The sequence below is a fragment of the Candidatus Acetothermia bacterium genome, from assembly GCA_024653305.1.
Lineage (GTDB): Bacteria > Bipolaricaulota > Bipolaricaulia > Bipolaricaulales > Bipolaricaulaceae > JACIWI01.
The window spans coordinates 55,663-68,874 of record JANLFW010000007.1 but is presented as its reverse complement, the minus strand read 5'-3'; the positions used below and the strand labels follow the sequence as shown (position 1 = coordinate 68,874).

Below are 13,212 nucleotides of genomic sequence, written 5' to 3'. Positions count from 1 at the left end.
CAAGGAGGCGGGGCTTGCTACCGTCCACATCGGGAACCGCCACCTCCTTTGGCCTGGAGACTACGCGGGCGCCGATGACAGAACCTTGACATGAACCACAAGGGCAGGGGGCGCGGATGAGGGTGGCCCGGTTGGCCGCGGGGCGGCACGTGGACCTTGGGCTCCTCGAACGCGACGGGTGCGCGATTTACGACGCGTTCGTGCTGAGCTCGGACCGTGGGGTGCGACATGTTCGAGATCCGGGTGGTTGAGCTCACGGCCGAGCACCGGGACCAGGCGGCCCACGTGCTCGCCGCGGTGTTCCGGGGGGAGGCCTCGGTGCTCCACGCCTTCAACCTGGCCTCGGGGAGGCACGAGCGGGCCTACCGGCGGGCGGTGGCCCTGTGGGTGGAGGACCACCTTCGGGCGGGCCGTCCCTTGTTCGGGGCGGTTCTGGGGGGCCGGGTGGTGGGGGTGGCCGGGGTGAGCGGGGTGGGGGGTACCCCCACCGGGTGGTCCGTGCGCCAGCTTTTCCACGTCCTGCCCGGGCTCCTTGGGCTTCTGCCGGCCGTCCGCGTCCGGCCGGCCCTGGCCCTCCTGCGCGCCAGCCGCCGGCCCCCAGGGATCCCACCTCGTCCCCATATGCTTGAGAAGATCGGGGTGCTGCCGGAGCTCCAGGGGCGCGGGATCGGGCGGCGCCTCTTGGCCCATGTGCACGAGCTCTGCGCCTCTGACCAGGGCGCTTCGGGCGTGTACCTCTACACCGTGGGCGAGAGGAACCGGGGGTTCTATGAACGCCAGGGGTACCGAACGGTGCACGTAGCCCCCGCCGCCGGGCTTGAGGTGTACCACATGTTCCGGCACCGGTCCGGGTGAGGTGGCGCCGGCGAGGATGCCGGGAAGGAGGCCCCGAAGCGAGTTCGATTCGGGCCAGGCCGCGGCCCTGGACTTGGGGATCGAAGAGGACCCGGCTCATCCCGTGGGCCGGCCAGCTCAGGCGGACCGCCTGGGCGCCTTGTGGGCCGCCTACAGGGGTTTGCGGACCACAGCGTGGAGGTGCTCGGTCGCGTCCCGGTACTGAGGGAGTTCGCAGGTCTCTTCGCGGCGGTGAGCTCCGCGAGCGCCCGGGGGGTGTGAGAAACGCGGCCTCGGTGAACGCCCGTTGCTCGCCGGCCTGGACCCAGTCGGCGAGAAGCCCCCGCACGTAGTCCAAGCGCACGTACGCGTCCGGGAACTCACAGAGCCCCGCGCGCAGGATCCCCCACGGGTTGAGGGGGGCCACCACCGCTGGCGCCTAGGGCCTGGGCCCGCCGCCGATGTCGGCGAGGTGCCCTGATGTGGGGAAGTGCTGCGCGATCAAGTGGAGGGTGGTCACGAGTTCCAGCCGCCGATATGGGCGGTCCAGGCGCCCCCATTCTCGTTCCACCTCCCGGTCGTAGTAGCCGCGCACGACCTCGCTCATGGTCGCCAGTTTACTAGATGCACGCGGCGGCATGGACAAGGCGGCTTGAAGTGGGGGACCGGCCGGTGCTAGTCTGGTGAGGATGAAGGTGATCGGGATCGTCGGGCCGGCGGGATCAGGGAAATCTACGGTGGCGCGGATGCTCGCTCGGAGGGCAGGCATCGCCCGTGTGGATTGCGACGAGCTGGCCTGGTCCACCTACCGTCCGGGCGGGCCGGCCTACGCTCGGGTGGTGGCCCGGTTCGGGGGGGGGATCCTCGCCCGTGACGGGTCGGTGGACCGGTTCCGGCTGGCCACGGTCGCCCTCTCCGATCCTCGGGCCAAGGCGGACCTGGAGGCGATCGTGCACCCCGAGGTCATGGCCGCGGTCCGGCGGGCCATCGCCGACCACGAGAAGAAGGGGACGAGGTTCCTCCTGGTGGAGGGGGCTCTGCTCCTCTCTTCCTCCCACGTGGACCGGTCCCTCTTCGACGCGTTCGTATGGCTGGACGTCCCGGAGGAGGAGCGGCGGGAGCGCTTGTTGGCCTCTGGGCTTCCCTTCGGGGCCGTGGTGCAGCGGCTTTCGGCCCAGCGGGACCTTCAACCGCCCCGCGATCCCAAGGTCTACGTGATGGACGCGCAGAGCCCGCCGGCGAACGTGGCCGGCCGGGTATTGGACTTGCTACGCTCGCTCGAGCGCCGCTGAGTGCTCCGAGAGGAGCACCTCTAGGTCGGAGTAGGGCACTGGGCCGTCGGCGGTGAGCTGGTACCGCTCGTGGCCCTTCCCGGCGATGAGCACCACGTCGCCCGGCCCCGCTTCCTCTACCGCCCGGCGGATTGCCTGGCGGCGGTCCAGCACCACCACGTACCGCCCTCCAGCCGCACGCACCCCATGGGCCACGGCCTCGGCGATCTTCCCCGGGTCCTCGGACTTGGGGTTGTCGGCGGTGATCACCGCGAGGTCGGCGCGGCGGCCCACCGCCTCCCCCATCAGCGGCCGTTTCCCCCGGTCCGCCTCCCCGCTCGCCCCGAACACCACGATCAACCGGCGCGCGGTCGGGCGCAGTGTGGCCACCATCTGGGCCAGGGCCTCGGGGGTATGGGCGTAGTCCACCACCGCCTGAGCCCCGCCCGCGGTGCGCAGGCGCTGGAACCGCCCAGGAGGGAGCTCGGCCCGCGACAGCCGCTCGGCCAGCGCGTCCACCGGCTCGCCGAGGGCCCACGCCGTGGCCGCTGCGGCCAGGGCGTTCCGCACGTTGTGCACCCCTGGGAAGGGAAGCCGCACGTCGGCAGACCCGTCCGGCGTGACCAGCCGGAACTCGGCCCCATCCGGGGTTGGCCGCAGCCCCTCCGCCCGCACGTCCCCGTGCCCGATCCCGTACCGCACCGGCCGCCCGCGGGACACGGCAAGGAACCGGGCGCCGTGGAGGTCCTCCGCGTTCACCACCGCGATTCCGCCTGGGGGGAGCATCGCGAACAGGCGGAGCTTGGCGGCGAGGTATGTCTCGTGTGTGCGGTGGAAGTCGAGGTGATCGCGGCCGAGGTTGGTGAACACCGCCGCCGCCAGGTGCACCCCGTCCACCCGGTGCTGGGCGAGGCCGATCGAGGAGGCCTCGAACGCGAAGAACTTCCTTCCCCCGCCCACCGCCCGGGCGGCCAGGCGCTGGAGGTCGGGCGCTTCGGGGGTGGTCACACAGGATAGCCCCTCCCTCTCCACCCGCACCGTGGTCAGGGCCTCGCAAGCGGGGAGGAGTTGCCCGAGGAGGTGGACGACCGTGGTCTTGCCGTTGGTCCCGGTGACGGCGATCGTGGGGATGCGGCGCGTGGGGTGGTCGTAGAAGGCGCACGCCGCCTGGGCCAGCGCCGCCCGCGCATCGGGAACGAGGGCGTAGGGCACGGGGAGCTTGACCAAAGGGCGTTCCCCTACCACCGCCGCCGCGCCGCGGACGATGGCGTCACCGATGAACGCATGGCCATCGGCCCGGGTCCCGGGCAGGGCGAAGAACAGGTCCCCGGGCCGGACACGGCGGGAATCCCAACTGAGCCCGGTCACCTCGACCGGGGCCATTCCGAACAGAAGATCGGCCAGCGTCGGCACACGCCCATGCTATGCGGAGCCTGGGGCGGGGAGGAGGACACGCGGGAATGGACGTGGTTCCGCGTGGCCGGTGGGCTCACGTGTACTTGTCGGCCACGGTGGAGGCGGCGTAGGCGTCGGGTTTGGTCCGCACGGGGAACCCGACGCCAAGGATCATCCCCACCACCTCCTCCACGAGTTCCCGGGTGCGGCCGCCCCGGCCCACGTCGACGTGGATCTCGAGGTGGAACCCGAACACCCCACGCTCCTTCAGCGCGGCGATCAGCGCCTGGGCCGTCTCGTACGACAGCCACGCCTCGCGGTAGATGCGGTCGCGCAGGCTGGCCGGGCGGCGCTCGTGGACCCGGCGCCAGAAGTAGCGGCCGCCCTTCCCCACGCGGTGAACGACGATCGCCGACACGTACTCGGCATCGTCGTAGTAGGTTTGGGAATCGGTGCCCACGATCATCTCGTAGCGGTCATCGGGCTCGGCAGCGATCATCGCCAGGATCTCGTCGATGACCTCGTCGAAGGAAATCTTTCCCAGACTTGGACTGTGATAGCTACACTCATCATCCATGGCGAGGCTGATGTTATGAGATGTTCGGGTCGGGATCAAGGGCGGGCAAGGCGAACGTGAACGCGGCCCCGTCGGGGCTCTCCACCCAGATCCGGCCGCCGTGGGCTTGCACGAGCTCCCGGGCGATGGCCAGGCCGAGCCCGGTCCCCCCCTCGGCCCGGGACTTGTCCGTCTTGAAGAACCGCTCGAACATGTGGGGCAGGTCCTCAGGGGGGATCCCCGGCCCCTGATCCCGCACCGACACCCAGGCCTCATTCCCCCGGCGGGCCGCGGTCACGGTGATCGTCCCCCCGGCCGGGGAATAGCGGAGGGCGTTGGAGAGGAGGTTTCCCAGCACCTGGCGGATGCGGCGGGGGTCCACGTCCGCATGCAGGTTCGGTTCGGTCTCCACGGCGATGGTGACCCCCTCCTCGGCGGCGGTGGGGCGCACCGCCTCCGCCGCCGCCCGCACCAACTCCCCCAGGTCCGCCTTCACCCGCGCCAGCGGCAGATGGCCGGCTTCGGCCAGGGTGAGGGTCCGCAGGTCCTCCACGAGCTCCCCCAGGTGCAACGTCTCCTCGTACACCGGGGCCACCCCCTCGGGCGACAAGGGGAACACCCCGTCCAGCATCGCCTCCAGGTTCCCTCGGATCACCGTGAGCGGGGTCCGCAGCTCGTGGGCCACATCGGCGAGTAGGTTCCGACGGGCCTTCTCCGAGCGCTCCAGCGCCTCGGCCATCCGGTTGAGGGAGTGGGCCAGGCGCCCGATCTCGTCCCGGGTGCGGACGGCCACGCGATGGGCCAGATCCCCTTGGGCGATGCGCTCGGTGGCGTGGATGAGCCGACGCAACGGTGCGGACAGCTGCATTGCCAGGCTCCCCCCAAGGAGGGCAGCCACCGTAAGGGCCACCACCCCGCCGATGAAGGCGGCCCGGCGTACCGAGGCGAGGAAGTCCTCCTCCAACGGGGTCAAGCTGGCCACATCCAGGGGCACCAACGTCCCGACCTGTTTTCCGCTCACCTCGATCGGGATCCCATCTTGGGCAGCCATGCGGCGCCAATCCTCACGCTCGGTGGACGTTCGCCCCGCGCTCGCAATGACCCGAAACTCCTCTCCCAGGAGCACATACTGGCTTAGCACGCTCCGTTGGTACACAAGCTTCCCGCGGTAAAAGATCGCCGTTTGCGCGGAGAACAGGCGTTCGACTCCAGTCCATGACCCGTTGGCCCGCCAGTACTCGCCGAGGAGGCATGCCAGGTCCTGGGCGGCCAGCTGGCGGTTCTGGGCGCGGAACGCGTCGAAGCGCGCGCTCACCCCGCGGGTAGTGAGAAGGTAGGTCCCCCCTACCGCGAGGAGGGCGGTGAGGACCAATGCTCCGATCAGCTTCAGGCGGAAGGACACCTTACCCCTCCTCGTGGGCAGGGCGGAACTTGTAGCCCACCCCGTGTACGGTGAGGATGAACGTGGGCTTGTCCGGGTCCGGCTCGAGCTTGCGGCGCAGGTTCTTCACGTGGGAGTCCACCGTGCGGGGCAGCGTCGCGTAGGACCGTTCTTGTAGAGCCTCGAGGAGCTCCCGACGGGTGAACACCCGCCCCGGATACCGGGCGAGGTGGGCGAGGAGGTCGAACTCGGTGGGGGTGAGGTCCACGAGCTCTCCGTTCAGGCGCGCCTCCCGCGCGGCGAGGTCCACGGTGAGCGGATCGGCGTGGATGACCTCCGGGGTTGGTCCCCCTTCGGTGCGCCGCAGCACCGCTCGCACCCGTGCCGCGAGCTCCCGGAGGCTGAACGGTTTGGTCACGTAGTCGTCGGCTCCCATCTCCAGGCCGGCCACCCGGTCCGCCTCCTCCGCCCGGGCGGTGAGCATGATGATCGGGGTTGGCGACCCCTGGCGGATGCGCCGCGCCACCTCCAGGCCGTGCATCCCGGGGAGCAAGAGGTCGAGGATCACCAGGTCCGGCTGGAGGGTTTTGAAGCGGGCCCAGCCCTCGTCGCCGTCGAACGCCACCTCCACCCGGTAGCCCTCGCGCATGAGGTAGGCCTGGACCATGCGGACGATCTCCCGCTCGTCCTCCACCACCAGGATCGTCTTCATCTCCATGAGCCTACCTCCAAACCGCAGAGGGGTCGAGGTATCCCCCGACCCCCTCTCCGGTTGGGCGGTTCTGGTGGTCGGGCTCTCGCGTCGATCTCGCCACCGGGAGGATCATCCTCCCTAGGTATCGAGGAACGGTGCAGGGGTTGTGGAGAACCCGCGGAGGCGGCTACCATGAGGCGCCATGATGAAAAACCTGGACGATCTGCTCTTTCCCAAGTCGGTGGCGGTGATCGGCGCGTCCTCCACCCCTGGGAAGGTCGGCCATGCCCTGTTCGCCAACGTCTCCTCTTCCTTCTCCGGCCCGGCGTACGCGGTGAACCCCAAGTACGAAGAGCTGATGGGACGCCCGTGCGTCCCGTCGGTGGAGGCGCTGCCCGAGGCGGTGGATCTCGCGGTGATCGTCGTCCCCACCGAGGCCGTGCTCGACGTCCTCGACGCGTGCGGGAGGAAGGGGATCACCAGCGCGGTGGTGGTCACCGCCGGGTTCAAGGAGTGCGGGGTGGAGGGGGCGCAGCGGGAGCGTGAACTGGTGCGGATCGCTCGCCAGTACGGGATGAACGTGCTCGGCCCTAACGTGTTGGGCCTCATCTCCACCCGGGCCGGGCTGAACGCGACGTTTGCCCCCCGCGGGGCCCTCCCGGGGGAGATCGCGTTCATGTCCCAATCTGGCGCGTTCTGCACGTCGGTTCTGGACTGGGCGTGGAAGGAGCGGCTTGGGTTCTCCCACGTCGTTTCCCTGGGCAACAAGGCCGTGCTGGGCGAGAACGATTTCTTGCTTGCATTTGCCCAAGACCCGGAGACGCGGGTCATCATCGCCTACCTCGAGGGAGTCCAGGACGGCCCCCAGTTCATGCGCATCGCCCGCCAGGTGACGCGGGACAAACCGGTGGTGGTGCTGAAGGCCGGCCGGGCCGAGGCCGGGGCGCGGGCGGTGTCCTCCCACACCGGGACCATGGCCGGCTCGGACCAGGCCTATACGGCCGCGTTCCGCAAGTGCGGGATCATCCGCGCCCGCACGGTGGAGGAGCTGTTCGACTACGCGTACGCGCTGGCCCGACAGCCCTCGCCGCGGGGGCGCCGGGTGGGGATCGTCACCAACGCCGGGGGGGCCGGGGTGATGGCCACCGACGCCGTGGAGTGGGAGGGCCTCGAGGTGGCCCGCCTATCCGAGCGCACCGTGCACACGCTCGCCAAGCGCATGCCGGCCGCGGCCAACATCTACAACCCGGTGGACATCCTCGGCGATGCCCACGCCGACCGGTACCGGGAAGCGGTGGATCTGGTGCTGAGCGATCCCGGCGTGGACATGGTGGTGGCCCTGTCCGCCCCCCACCCCATCCTTTCGTTCGCCGAGCTGGCGACCATCGTGGCCGACGCCAGCCGCCAGTTCGCCAAGCCGGTGGTGGCGAGCTTCATGGCCGGGGAGCTGGGGGAGGAGGCGGCAGGGACCCTACGGGCGGCGGGGATCCCGTCGTTTTTCGATCCGGCCCGGGCGGTGCGGGCCCTGGCCGTGCTCGCCCACTATGCGGCCATCCGCGCCGACTGCGCCCAGGAGCCGCAGCCGCCCGAGGCCGACCGCGCCCGGGCCCGGCGCCTGCTGGAGACGGCGGCCGCCCACGGCCGACCCCGCCTCGGGGTGGAGGCGATGGACCTTCTTGCCGCGTACGGGATCCCGGTGGCCAGGGGGGAGCTCGTCCGCTCCCCGACGGAGGCGGCCCGGGTGGCTCGGGAGCTTGGAGAGAGGGTGGTGCTCAAGGTGACCTCTCCGGAACTCACCCACAAGTCCGACGTGGGCGCGGTGCGGGTGGGGGTATCCGTGGACCAGGTGGAGGAGACGGCCTGGCACATGCTCCAGTTGATCCGAAACCGGTTCCCTGGGACCCCGATCGACGGGATCCTCGTCCAAGAGCTCCTGTCCCCCGGGCGGGAGGTGATCGTGGGCGTGGCCAGGGACCCCGCGTTCGGGCCGCTCGTGATGTTCGGCCTCGGCGGGATCCACGTGGAGGTAATGCAGGACGTGGCGTTCGGCGTGGCCCCGTTGTCGCGGGCGGAGGCGGAAGACCTGGTGCGGCGGATCAAGGGGTTCCCCCTCCTCCAGGGGATCCGGGGCCAGCCGCCGGTGGACGTCCCGGCCCTGGTGGAGGTGGTGGGACGGATCGGCCACCTGGCGGTGGACTTCCCAGAGATCGTGGAGTTGGACGTGAACCCGCTCATTTGCTATCCAGACCGCGTGGTGGCGGTGGACCTGCGGCTTACCATATCCGGGGAGGACGGATGAAGAAGCTGTACATCGCAGGGGTGGAGGAGAAGGCGGGCAAGACCGCGCTGGCGATGGGCTTGGCGCGACGGATGAGGTGCCGGGGGATGTCCGTGGCCTACCGCAAGCCGGTGGGCTGGGCCAATGCCTACCGGCAGGGCCGGCCGTTCGACCAAGACGCGGAGGTGGCGGCGGCAGCCCTGGGCTTGGCCGAGCCGCCGGAGGCCATCGTCCCCGTACTCGGGGGGCAGGTGCCGCGGGTGTGGCGGCCCCCGGCCGAGGCGTGGGCGCGCATCGACGCCCTGGCCACGGTGGACGCGGACGTGCTGATTCTGGAAGGTCGGGAGTGGCTGGGCAGGGGGCTTTTGTCGGGGATGTCGGACATGGCCGTGGCCGCCCGCCTGGGGGCCTCCGTCCTCCTCGTCGCCCGCTACCGGGGGGAGCCCACGGTGGACCGGGTGCTCGCCGCGGTGCGCATCGTCGCCAGCGAGGTACGGCTGGTGGGGGCGGTGCTCAACGAGGTCTCGCCGGACACCGAGCTGGAGGAGGTCCGGGGGTTCGCCGTTCCGTTCCTGGAGGAGCGGGGTGTGCCGGTGCTTGGGGTGATCCCGTTCGAGCGGCAACTGCACACGGTGCGCATTCGGGAAGTGATCGACGCCCTGGGGGCGGAGGTGGTGGTGGAGGGGAACCAGGCGGCAGAGGTGGAGCGGTTCCTGGTGGGGGCGATGGGCGGAGACGCGGCCCTGCGGTACCTCCGGCGCATCCCCGGGCAACTGGCAGTGGTCACCGGCGGAGACCGTACCGACATCCAGGCCGCGGCGCTGGCCTCCCCGCGGGTGCGGGCGATCATCCTGAGCGGGGGGCTGCGCCCGGAGCGGGCGATCGTGACCCAGGCCGTGGGACGGGGGGTGACGCTGGCCGTGGCTCCCCAGGACACGATGACCGTGGCCGAGACCGCGGAACGGCTGGTCGGGCGGACCCTTCAGGTGGGGGAGCCTCAGCTCGCCCTGCTCGACCGGATGGTGGCCGAGGGGGTTGAGCTGGAGCGGCTCCTCGAGCTCCTTTAGGGCAGGGCCTCCACCGCGAACGAGAGCTCAGAGGACAGGGAATGGGCGACCGAGCAGTACCGTTCCTGGGAGAGTTGGGCCGCCCGGTGCAGGCTCTCCTCGGGCACCCCCTCGGCCCGGTACGTCAGGTGGATTTTGCGCAGGGCTTTGGGATGTTCCGTGGCCCGTTCCGCGGAGATCAGGATCTCCAGGCGCCTGGGGGGAGTGCGCATCTTGCCCAGGATGGACACGACGTCCATCGCCGTGCATCCGCCCAGAGCGGCGAGGAGGAGCTCGGTGGGGCGGGGGGCGGAGTCCTCCCCTCCCACCTCGGGAGAGGAGTCCATGAGCACGGCGTGGCCGGACGGGCCAACCGCCACGAACCGCATCTTCTCGTGCCAAACGACCTTGGCCTCCATGATCGCCTCCGGGGCGAGGTTACCCCAGCCGTGTTCGGGGTTCAACGTTTAAACAACCATTGAAATCACTGTGGGCCCAGCTATACTGGCGGCGATGGACAAACCGGGGGTTCCAGAGCTGGCCAAGGCGTTCGCCGCCCTGTCGAGCCCGGAGCGATTGGCGATCGTGGGGCTCCTCCTCGCCGAGGAAGGCCCCCATTGCGGGGAGATCGCCCGGGCGTTGGGGATGTCGACCCCGGCCCTGTCCTACCACCTGCGGACGTTGGAGGAAACAGGGCTGGTGCGACGGACCCGGCAGGGGCGGATGCACTGGATCAGCCTGACGCCGCTCGTGGCGCAGCTCCTCCGAGCTGGGATCCTCGTGGAGCTCAAGAAGGAGGGTAAGCGATGGGCCATCAAGTGACCGTGTACAGCACCCGACGTGCCCTTGGTGTCGTGCGGTGAAGCGGTACCTGGATGAACGGGGCATTCCCTACACCGATATCGACGTGGCTGCGGACTACGCGGCGGCGCTGGAGATGATCCGCAAGTCCGGGCAGCAAGGCGTACCGGTGGTGGAGCTCGATGGGGAGATCGTGGTCGGCTTCGACCGGGCGCGCATCGACGCCCTGCTGGGGTTAGCTTAAGCCCCCTGGCTTCGCCTCTTTCCTCTCCCCTGGCGGGAGAGGATGAAGACAGGCGAACAAGGACTGGTGGAGGCGAGCGGGATCGAACCGCCGACCTCCGGCTTGCAAAGCCGGCGCTCTCCCAAGCTGAGCTACGCCCCCAAGGACTTGGCAGCGAGGAGGGAAACCCCTTCGGCCAGTCCATGTTAGCCCAGGCGTTCGGCTCCCGTCAAGGTGCGACGTGACCCGGCGGCAAGGTGCCGGGGACCAGCGACGGCTGAACCTGTACCGGATCACGCTCTTGGGGCAGACGTCAACGCACCCGCCGCATGTCTCCGATCAGTGGCGCCACCTCCGCCAGGAGGCGCGCGCCCCGACCCAGGCGAAGAGCAGGGCGATGAGGAACCACAGCCCGGCCGCCTGGAGGTAGGAGAGGGGCTTCAAGAGCTCCAGGTGGCCAACGACGATCCGGTTCCACAGCATCTGGATGATCCAACCGAAGAAGAACGCGGCGATCCCCCCTCCCGTGATCCATCCCAAGATCCAACGCACAGCTTCCACCCCCCTGACACAGGTTGCCGCACTGTATTCGACCGGACGGAACGAGGCAAATTGTGGTCCTCTAGTGGACAGGGCTGGATTTCGTTCTCCAGAAGGCGCAGATCGCTTCCAGGACCAGCTTGGCCGCGCAGACCGCGGACACCCCGGAGGGGTCGAACGGGGGGGCCAGCTCCACGAGGTCCATCCCCACCACCTGGAACCGGGAGAGCTCGCGCCAGATCGCGATCACCTCGTGGTAGGAGAGCCCGCCGGGCTCGGGGTTGGTCACCCCCGGGCACAGGGAGGGGTCAAGCGCGTCCAGGTCTAGGGTCAGCCATACCGGGAGCTTGGGATCGAGGCGCGCGCCGATCTCGTCGGGTCGGGCGAAGAACGGTTCGTCCGCTTCTCCCCCGAAGAACGAGCGCGCCCCCACGATGACGAGCCGCGTTGCGACCTCGCTCACCCGCCGGAGCACGGTGGCGTGGCAGATCTGCTCTCCCAGGTACGCGTCGCGCAGGTCGGAATGGGCGTCCAGGGCCACGACCTGGACCGGGCCTCGAGAGGCCGCCGCCCGCACCGCCGGCAGGGCTACCGTGTGCTCCCCACCCAGGACCACCGGGGCCTTGTCGGCTCTGAGGATCCGCCCCACCTCGGCCTCCGCGTTCTCCAGCACCTTTAGGAGCGGACCGTGGGTGTCCACGTCCCCCAGGTCGCAGACCCCTACCTGGGCCAGATCGCACCGGAACAAAGACGAATAGGATTCAACCGAGTCGGAGACGGCTCGGATCGCGGTCGGAGCTTGCGCAGGGCCACCGCGGAAGGAAACGGTGCGTTCGAGGGGCACCCCGAGGATGGCCACCCGGGCCTGGGAAAACGGGGTGTCGGCGGCGAGGAACCGAAGGAGCCCGGTCATCCCTCGCCCCCCAGGGCGCGCCTGACCAACTCCTCCACGAACCTGGGGAGGACGAACGCCGCCCGGTGGAGGTCCGGGGTGTAGTACCGGGTGGTGAGCCCGCGGCTCGCGTATCTCTCAGGGACCGCGGTCTCCTCCGCCCGCAAGTCTCGGTCCCCGGCGATGGCGTACGCCCACATGCCGGAGGGGTAGAGCGGCACAAACCCGAGGTACGCCCCCACGTAGGGGAAGAGGCGGCCCAGCTCGCGGAGCAGATGCTCCAGCTCCTCCGGCCAGTAGAACGGGGTCCCCGCCTGGAGGGCGATCACCCCGCCCGGGCGCAGCGCCCGCCGACACGCGGCCAGGAACTCCGCTTGAAACAGGGCCTTCCCCGGACCGATGGGATCAGTGGAGTCCACCAGGATCACGTCGTACGTGTCCGGGTGCTCGGGAAGGAACGCCTCGCCCGGGGAGACCACGATCCGGGCTCGCGGATCGTCGAACGACCCGTGGTGGACGCTCGGGAGGTGTTCGCGGGACGCGTCGATCACCGCTTGATCGATTTCCACCACCACGGCCCTCTTCACCGTGCGGTGCCGGAGCGCCTCCCGCAGGGCGCCGCCGTCGCCGCCTCCCACGATGAGCACGCGCTCCGGGGCCTCGTGAACGAGCATCGCGGGGTGGACCAGCATCTCGTGATAAAAAGGCTCGTCGCGCTCGGAGAGCATGAACTTCCCGTCCAGGGCCATCACCCGGCCGTGATCACGGGTCACGGCCAGCTCAAGCGCCTGGTACGGCGACCTCCGGCGGACGAGCCAGCGCTCCACGTGCAGGCACAGTCGCGCGCCTGCCGTCTGCTCTTCGCATAACCAATCTTCCCCGCGTCGTCTTCCCGCACTCATAACTGGATCCCCCGCTTGATCTCCAGCAGGCTGGTCCGCTGGGGGCGGAAGAGCTCGCAAAAGACCTCCACCGCGGCCTTGGGGAGCACCTTCTCCCCGCAGGTGAACACGTCCAGGGCGACGTAGCCGAGCTCCGGCCACGTGTGCACGGAGATGTGGGATTCGGCGATCACCGCCACTCCGGACACCCCGTGCGGGTTGAACGTGTGGACCTGGACGTCCACCAAGGTGGCCTTGGCCCGATCTGCCGCCCGGCGTAGGGCCTTTCGGATCTCCTCCGGCTCGTTGGTATTGCGTTCGCACTCCCATAACTCGACCACGAGCTGCCTCCCGAGCTCTTTCATCTTTCACCTCCTCCCCGGGGTAGATTTGGCCAAACATATAGCCCATTTGGTGCTC

General features: G+C 69.8%; 16 protein-coding genes, 1 tRNA gene and 1 pseudogene. 7 read left to right on the top strand and 11 right to left on the bottom strand.

The genetic code is table 11. The features are described from left to right. Window positions 1-116: 116 nt before the first annotated feature. Both NUV94_04195 and NUV94_04190 read left to right on the top strand, forming a co-directional pair. The gene (locus NUV94_04195; GenBank protein ID MCR4391983.1) at window positions 117-251 is read left to right on the top strand and encodes a hypothetical protein; all 135 of its coding nucleotides are present in this window, start codon (window positions 117-119) and stop codon (window positions 249-251) included. Further along, window positions 229-855 (top strand): GNAT family N-acetyltransferase, encoded by a 627-nt coding sequence (locus NUV94_04190; protein ID MCR4391982.1) that lies wholly within the window; start codon window positions 229-231, stop codon window positions 853-855. The genes NUV94_04195 and NUV94_04190 overlap by 23 nt, the downstream gene beginning before the upstream one ends. A gap of 418 nt (window positions 856-1,273) precedes the next feature. Here the strand turns inward: NUV94_04190 and NUV94_04185 are convergent, their stop codons facing one another. Continuing rightward, a complete protein-coding gene (locus tag NUV94_04185; protein MCR4391981.1) occupies window positions 1,274-1,441 on the bottom strand; it encodes a hypothetical protein in 168 nt (55 codons plus the stop codon). A gap of 82 nt (window positions 1,442-1,523) precedes the next feature. Here NUV94_04185 and coaE point away from each other — a divergent pair, with 82 nt between their 5' ends. Next, window positions 1,524-2,126, top strand: coding sequence for a dephospho-CoA kinase (gene coaE / locus NUV94_04180; protein ID MCR4391980.1), 603 nt, complete (start codon window positions 1,524-1,526; stop codon window positions 2,124-2,126). Here coaE and NUV94_04175 read toward each other — a convergent pair. The 4 genes from NUV94_04175 to NUV94_04160 form a co-directional block, all read right to left on the bottom strand. Beyond that, on the bottom strand, window positions 2,103-3,518 hold the full coding sequence (locus NUV94_04175) for a UDP-N-acetylmuramoyl-L-alanyl-D-glutamate--2,6-diaminopimelate ligase (GenBank protein MCR4391979.1): 1,416 nt from the start codon (window positions 3,516-3,518) through the stop codon (window positions 2,103-2,105). The genes coaE and NUV94_04175 overlap by 24 nt on opposite strands. 76 nt (window positions 3,519-3,594) lie before the next feature. Continuing rightward, window positions 3,595-4,077 carry a ribonuclease H-like YkuK family protein gene (locus NUV94_04170; GenBank protein ID MCR4391978.1) on the bottom strand — a complete coding sequence of 161 codons (483 nt, stop codon included), beginning with the start codon at window positions 4,075-4,077 and terminating at the stop codon, window positions 3,595-3,597. Between the two features lie 13 nt (window positions 4,078-4,090). Further along, window positions 4,091-5,458, bottom strand: coding sequence for an ATP-binding protein (locus NUV94_04165; protein ID MCR4391977.1), 1,368 nt, complete (start codon window positions 5,456-5,458; stop codon window positions 4,091-4,093). Between the two features lies 1 nt (window position 5,459). Further along, window positions 5,460-6,149, bottom strand: coding sequence for a response regulator transcription factor (locus NUV94_04160; GenBank protein MCR4391976.1), 690 nt, complete (start codon window positions 6,147-6,149; stop codon window positions 5,460-5,462). Between the two features lie 184 nt (window positions 6,150-6,333). Between NUV94_04160 and NUV94_04155 the strand changes: the two genes are divergently transcribed. Continuing rightward, entirely contained in the window at window positions 6,334-8,430 is a 2,097-nt protein-coding gene (locus tag NUV94_04155; GenBank protein ID MCR4391975.1) for an acetate--CoA ligase family protein, read from the top strand. Beyond that, a complete protein-coding gene (locus tag NUV94_04150; GenBank protein ID MCR4391974.1) occupies window positions 8,427-9,476 on the top strand; it encodes an AAA family ATPase in 1,050 nt (349 codons plus the stop codon). The genes NUV94_04155 and NUV94_04150 overlap by 4 nt, the downstream gene beginning before the upstream one ends. Here the strand turns inward: NUV94_04150 and NUV94_04145 are convergent. Next, complete coding sequence (locus NUV94_04145; protein MCR4391973.1) at window positions 9,473-9,919, bottom strand: OsmC family protein; 447 nt, start codon at window positions 9,917-9,919, stop codon at window positions 9,473-9,475. The genes NUV94_04150 and NUV94_04145 overlap by 4 nt on opposite strands. A 49-nt stretch (window positions 9,920-9,968) precedes the next feature. Between NUV94_04145 and NUV94_04140 the strand changes: the two genes are divergently transcribed. Together NUV94_04140 and NUV94_04135 are read left to right on the top strand one after the other, a co-directional pair. Further along, window positions 9,969-10,277: a metalloregulator ArsR/SmtB family transcription factor gene (locus NUV94_04140; protein MCR4391972.1), complete on the top strand. Its 309-nt coding sequence runs from the start codon at window positions 9,969-9,971 to the stop codon at window positions 10,275-10,277. Beyond that, a pseudogene (locus tag NUV94_04135) lies at window positions 10,262-10,500 on the top strand (glutathione S-transferase N-terminal domain-containing protein). Before NUV94_04140 ends, NUV94_04135 begins: the two are co-directional and overlap by 16 nt. Before the next feature lie 64 nt (window positions 10,501-10,564). Here NUV94_04135 and NUV94_04130 read toward each other — a convergent pair. The 5 genes from NUV94_04130 to speD all read right to left on the bottom strand — a co-directional run bounded on the left by NUV94_04130 (window position 10,565) and on the right by speD (window position 13,157). Beyond that, a tRNA-Ala gene (locus NUV94_04130) sits at window positions 10,565-10,641 on the bottom strand. Between the two features lie 177 nt (window positions 10,642-10,818). After that, entirely contained in the window at window positions 10,819-11,031 is a 213-nt protein-coding gene (locus NUV94_04125; GenBank protein MCR4391971.1) for a hypothetical protein, read from the bottom strand. A gap of 70 nt (window positions 11,032-11,101) precedes the next feature. Beyond that, window positions 11,102-11,932 carry an agmatinase gene (gene speB, locus NUV94_04120; protein ID MCR4391970.1) on the bottom strand — a complete coding sequence of 277 codons (831 nt, stop codon included), beginning with the start codon at window positions 11,930-11,932 and terminating at the stop codon, window positions 11,102-11,104. Continuing rightward, complete coding sequence (gene speE / locus NUV94_04115) at window positions 11,929-12,813, bottom strand: polyamine aminopropyltransferase (GenBank protein MCR4391969.1); 885 nt, start codon at window positions 12,811-12,813, stop codon at window positions 11,929-11,931. The genes speB and speE overlap by 4 nt, the downstream gene beginning before the upstream one ends. Next, window positions 12,810-13,157 (bottom strand): adenosylmethionine decarboxylase, encoded by a 348-nt coding sequence (gene speD, locus NUV94_04110; GenBank protein ID MCR4391968.1) that lies wholly within the window; start codon window positions 13,155-13,157, stop codon window positions 12,810-12,812. The genes speE and speD overlap by 4 nt, the downstream gene beginning before the upstream one ends. Between the last annotated feature and the right edge of the window lie 55 nt (window positions 13,158-13,212).

What these genes read in the sequence shown, in the direction of transcription:
- NUV94_04195 (MCR4391983.1), top strand. Translation starts at nt 117, where the DNA reads ATGAGGGTGGCCCGGTTGGCCGCGGGGCGGCACGTGGACCTTGGGCTC.
- NUV94_04190 (MCR4391982.1), top strand. Translation starts at nt 229, where the DNA reads ATGTTCGAGATCCGGGTGGTTGAGCTCACGGCCGAGCACCGGGACCAG.
- NUV94_04185 (MCR4391981.1), bottom strand. Translation starts at nt 1,441, where the DNA reads ATGAGCGAGGTCGTGCGCGGCTACTACGACCGGGAGGTGGAACGAGAA.
- coaE (MCR4391980.1), top strand. Translation starts at nt 1,524, where the DNA reads ATGAAGGTGATCGGGATCGTCGGGCCGGCGGGATCAGGGAAATCTACG.
- NUV94_04170 (MCR4391978.1), bottom strand. Translation starts at nt 4,077, where the DNA reads ATGGATGATGAGTGTAGCTATCACAGTCCAAGTCTGGGAAAGATTTCC.
- NUV94_04160 (MCR4391976.1), bottom strand. Translation starts at nt 6,149, where the DNA reads ATGAAGACGATCCTGGTGGTGGAGGACGAGCGGGAGATCGTCCGCATG.
- NUV94_04155 (MCR4391975.1), top strand. Translation starts at nt 6,334, where the DNA reads ATGATGAAAAACCTGGACGATCTGCTCTTTCCCAAGTCGGTGGCGGTG.
- NUV94_04150 (MCR4391974.1), top strand. Translation starts at nt 8,427, where the DNA reads ATGAAGAAGCTGTACATCGCAGGGGTGGAGGAGAAGGCGGGCAAGACC.
- NUV94_04140 (MCR4391972.1), top strand. Translation starts at nt 9,969, where the DNA reads ATGGACAAACCGGGGGTTCCAGAGCTGGCCAAGGCGTTCGCCGCCCTG.
- speB (MCR4391970.1), bottom strand. Translation starts at nt 11,932, where the DNA reads ATGACCGGGCTCCTTCGGTTCCTCGCCGCCGACACCCCGTTTTCCCAG.
- speE (MCR4391969.1), bottom strand. Translation starts at nt 12,813, where the DNA reads ATGAGTGCGGGAAGACGACGCGGGGAAGATTGGTTATGCGAAGAGCAG.
- speD (MCR4391968.1), bottom strand. Translation starts at nt 13,157, where the DNA reads ATGAAAGAGCTCGGGAGGCAGCTCGTGGTCGAGTTATGGGAGTGCGAA.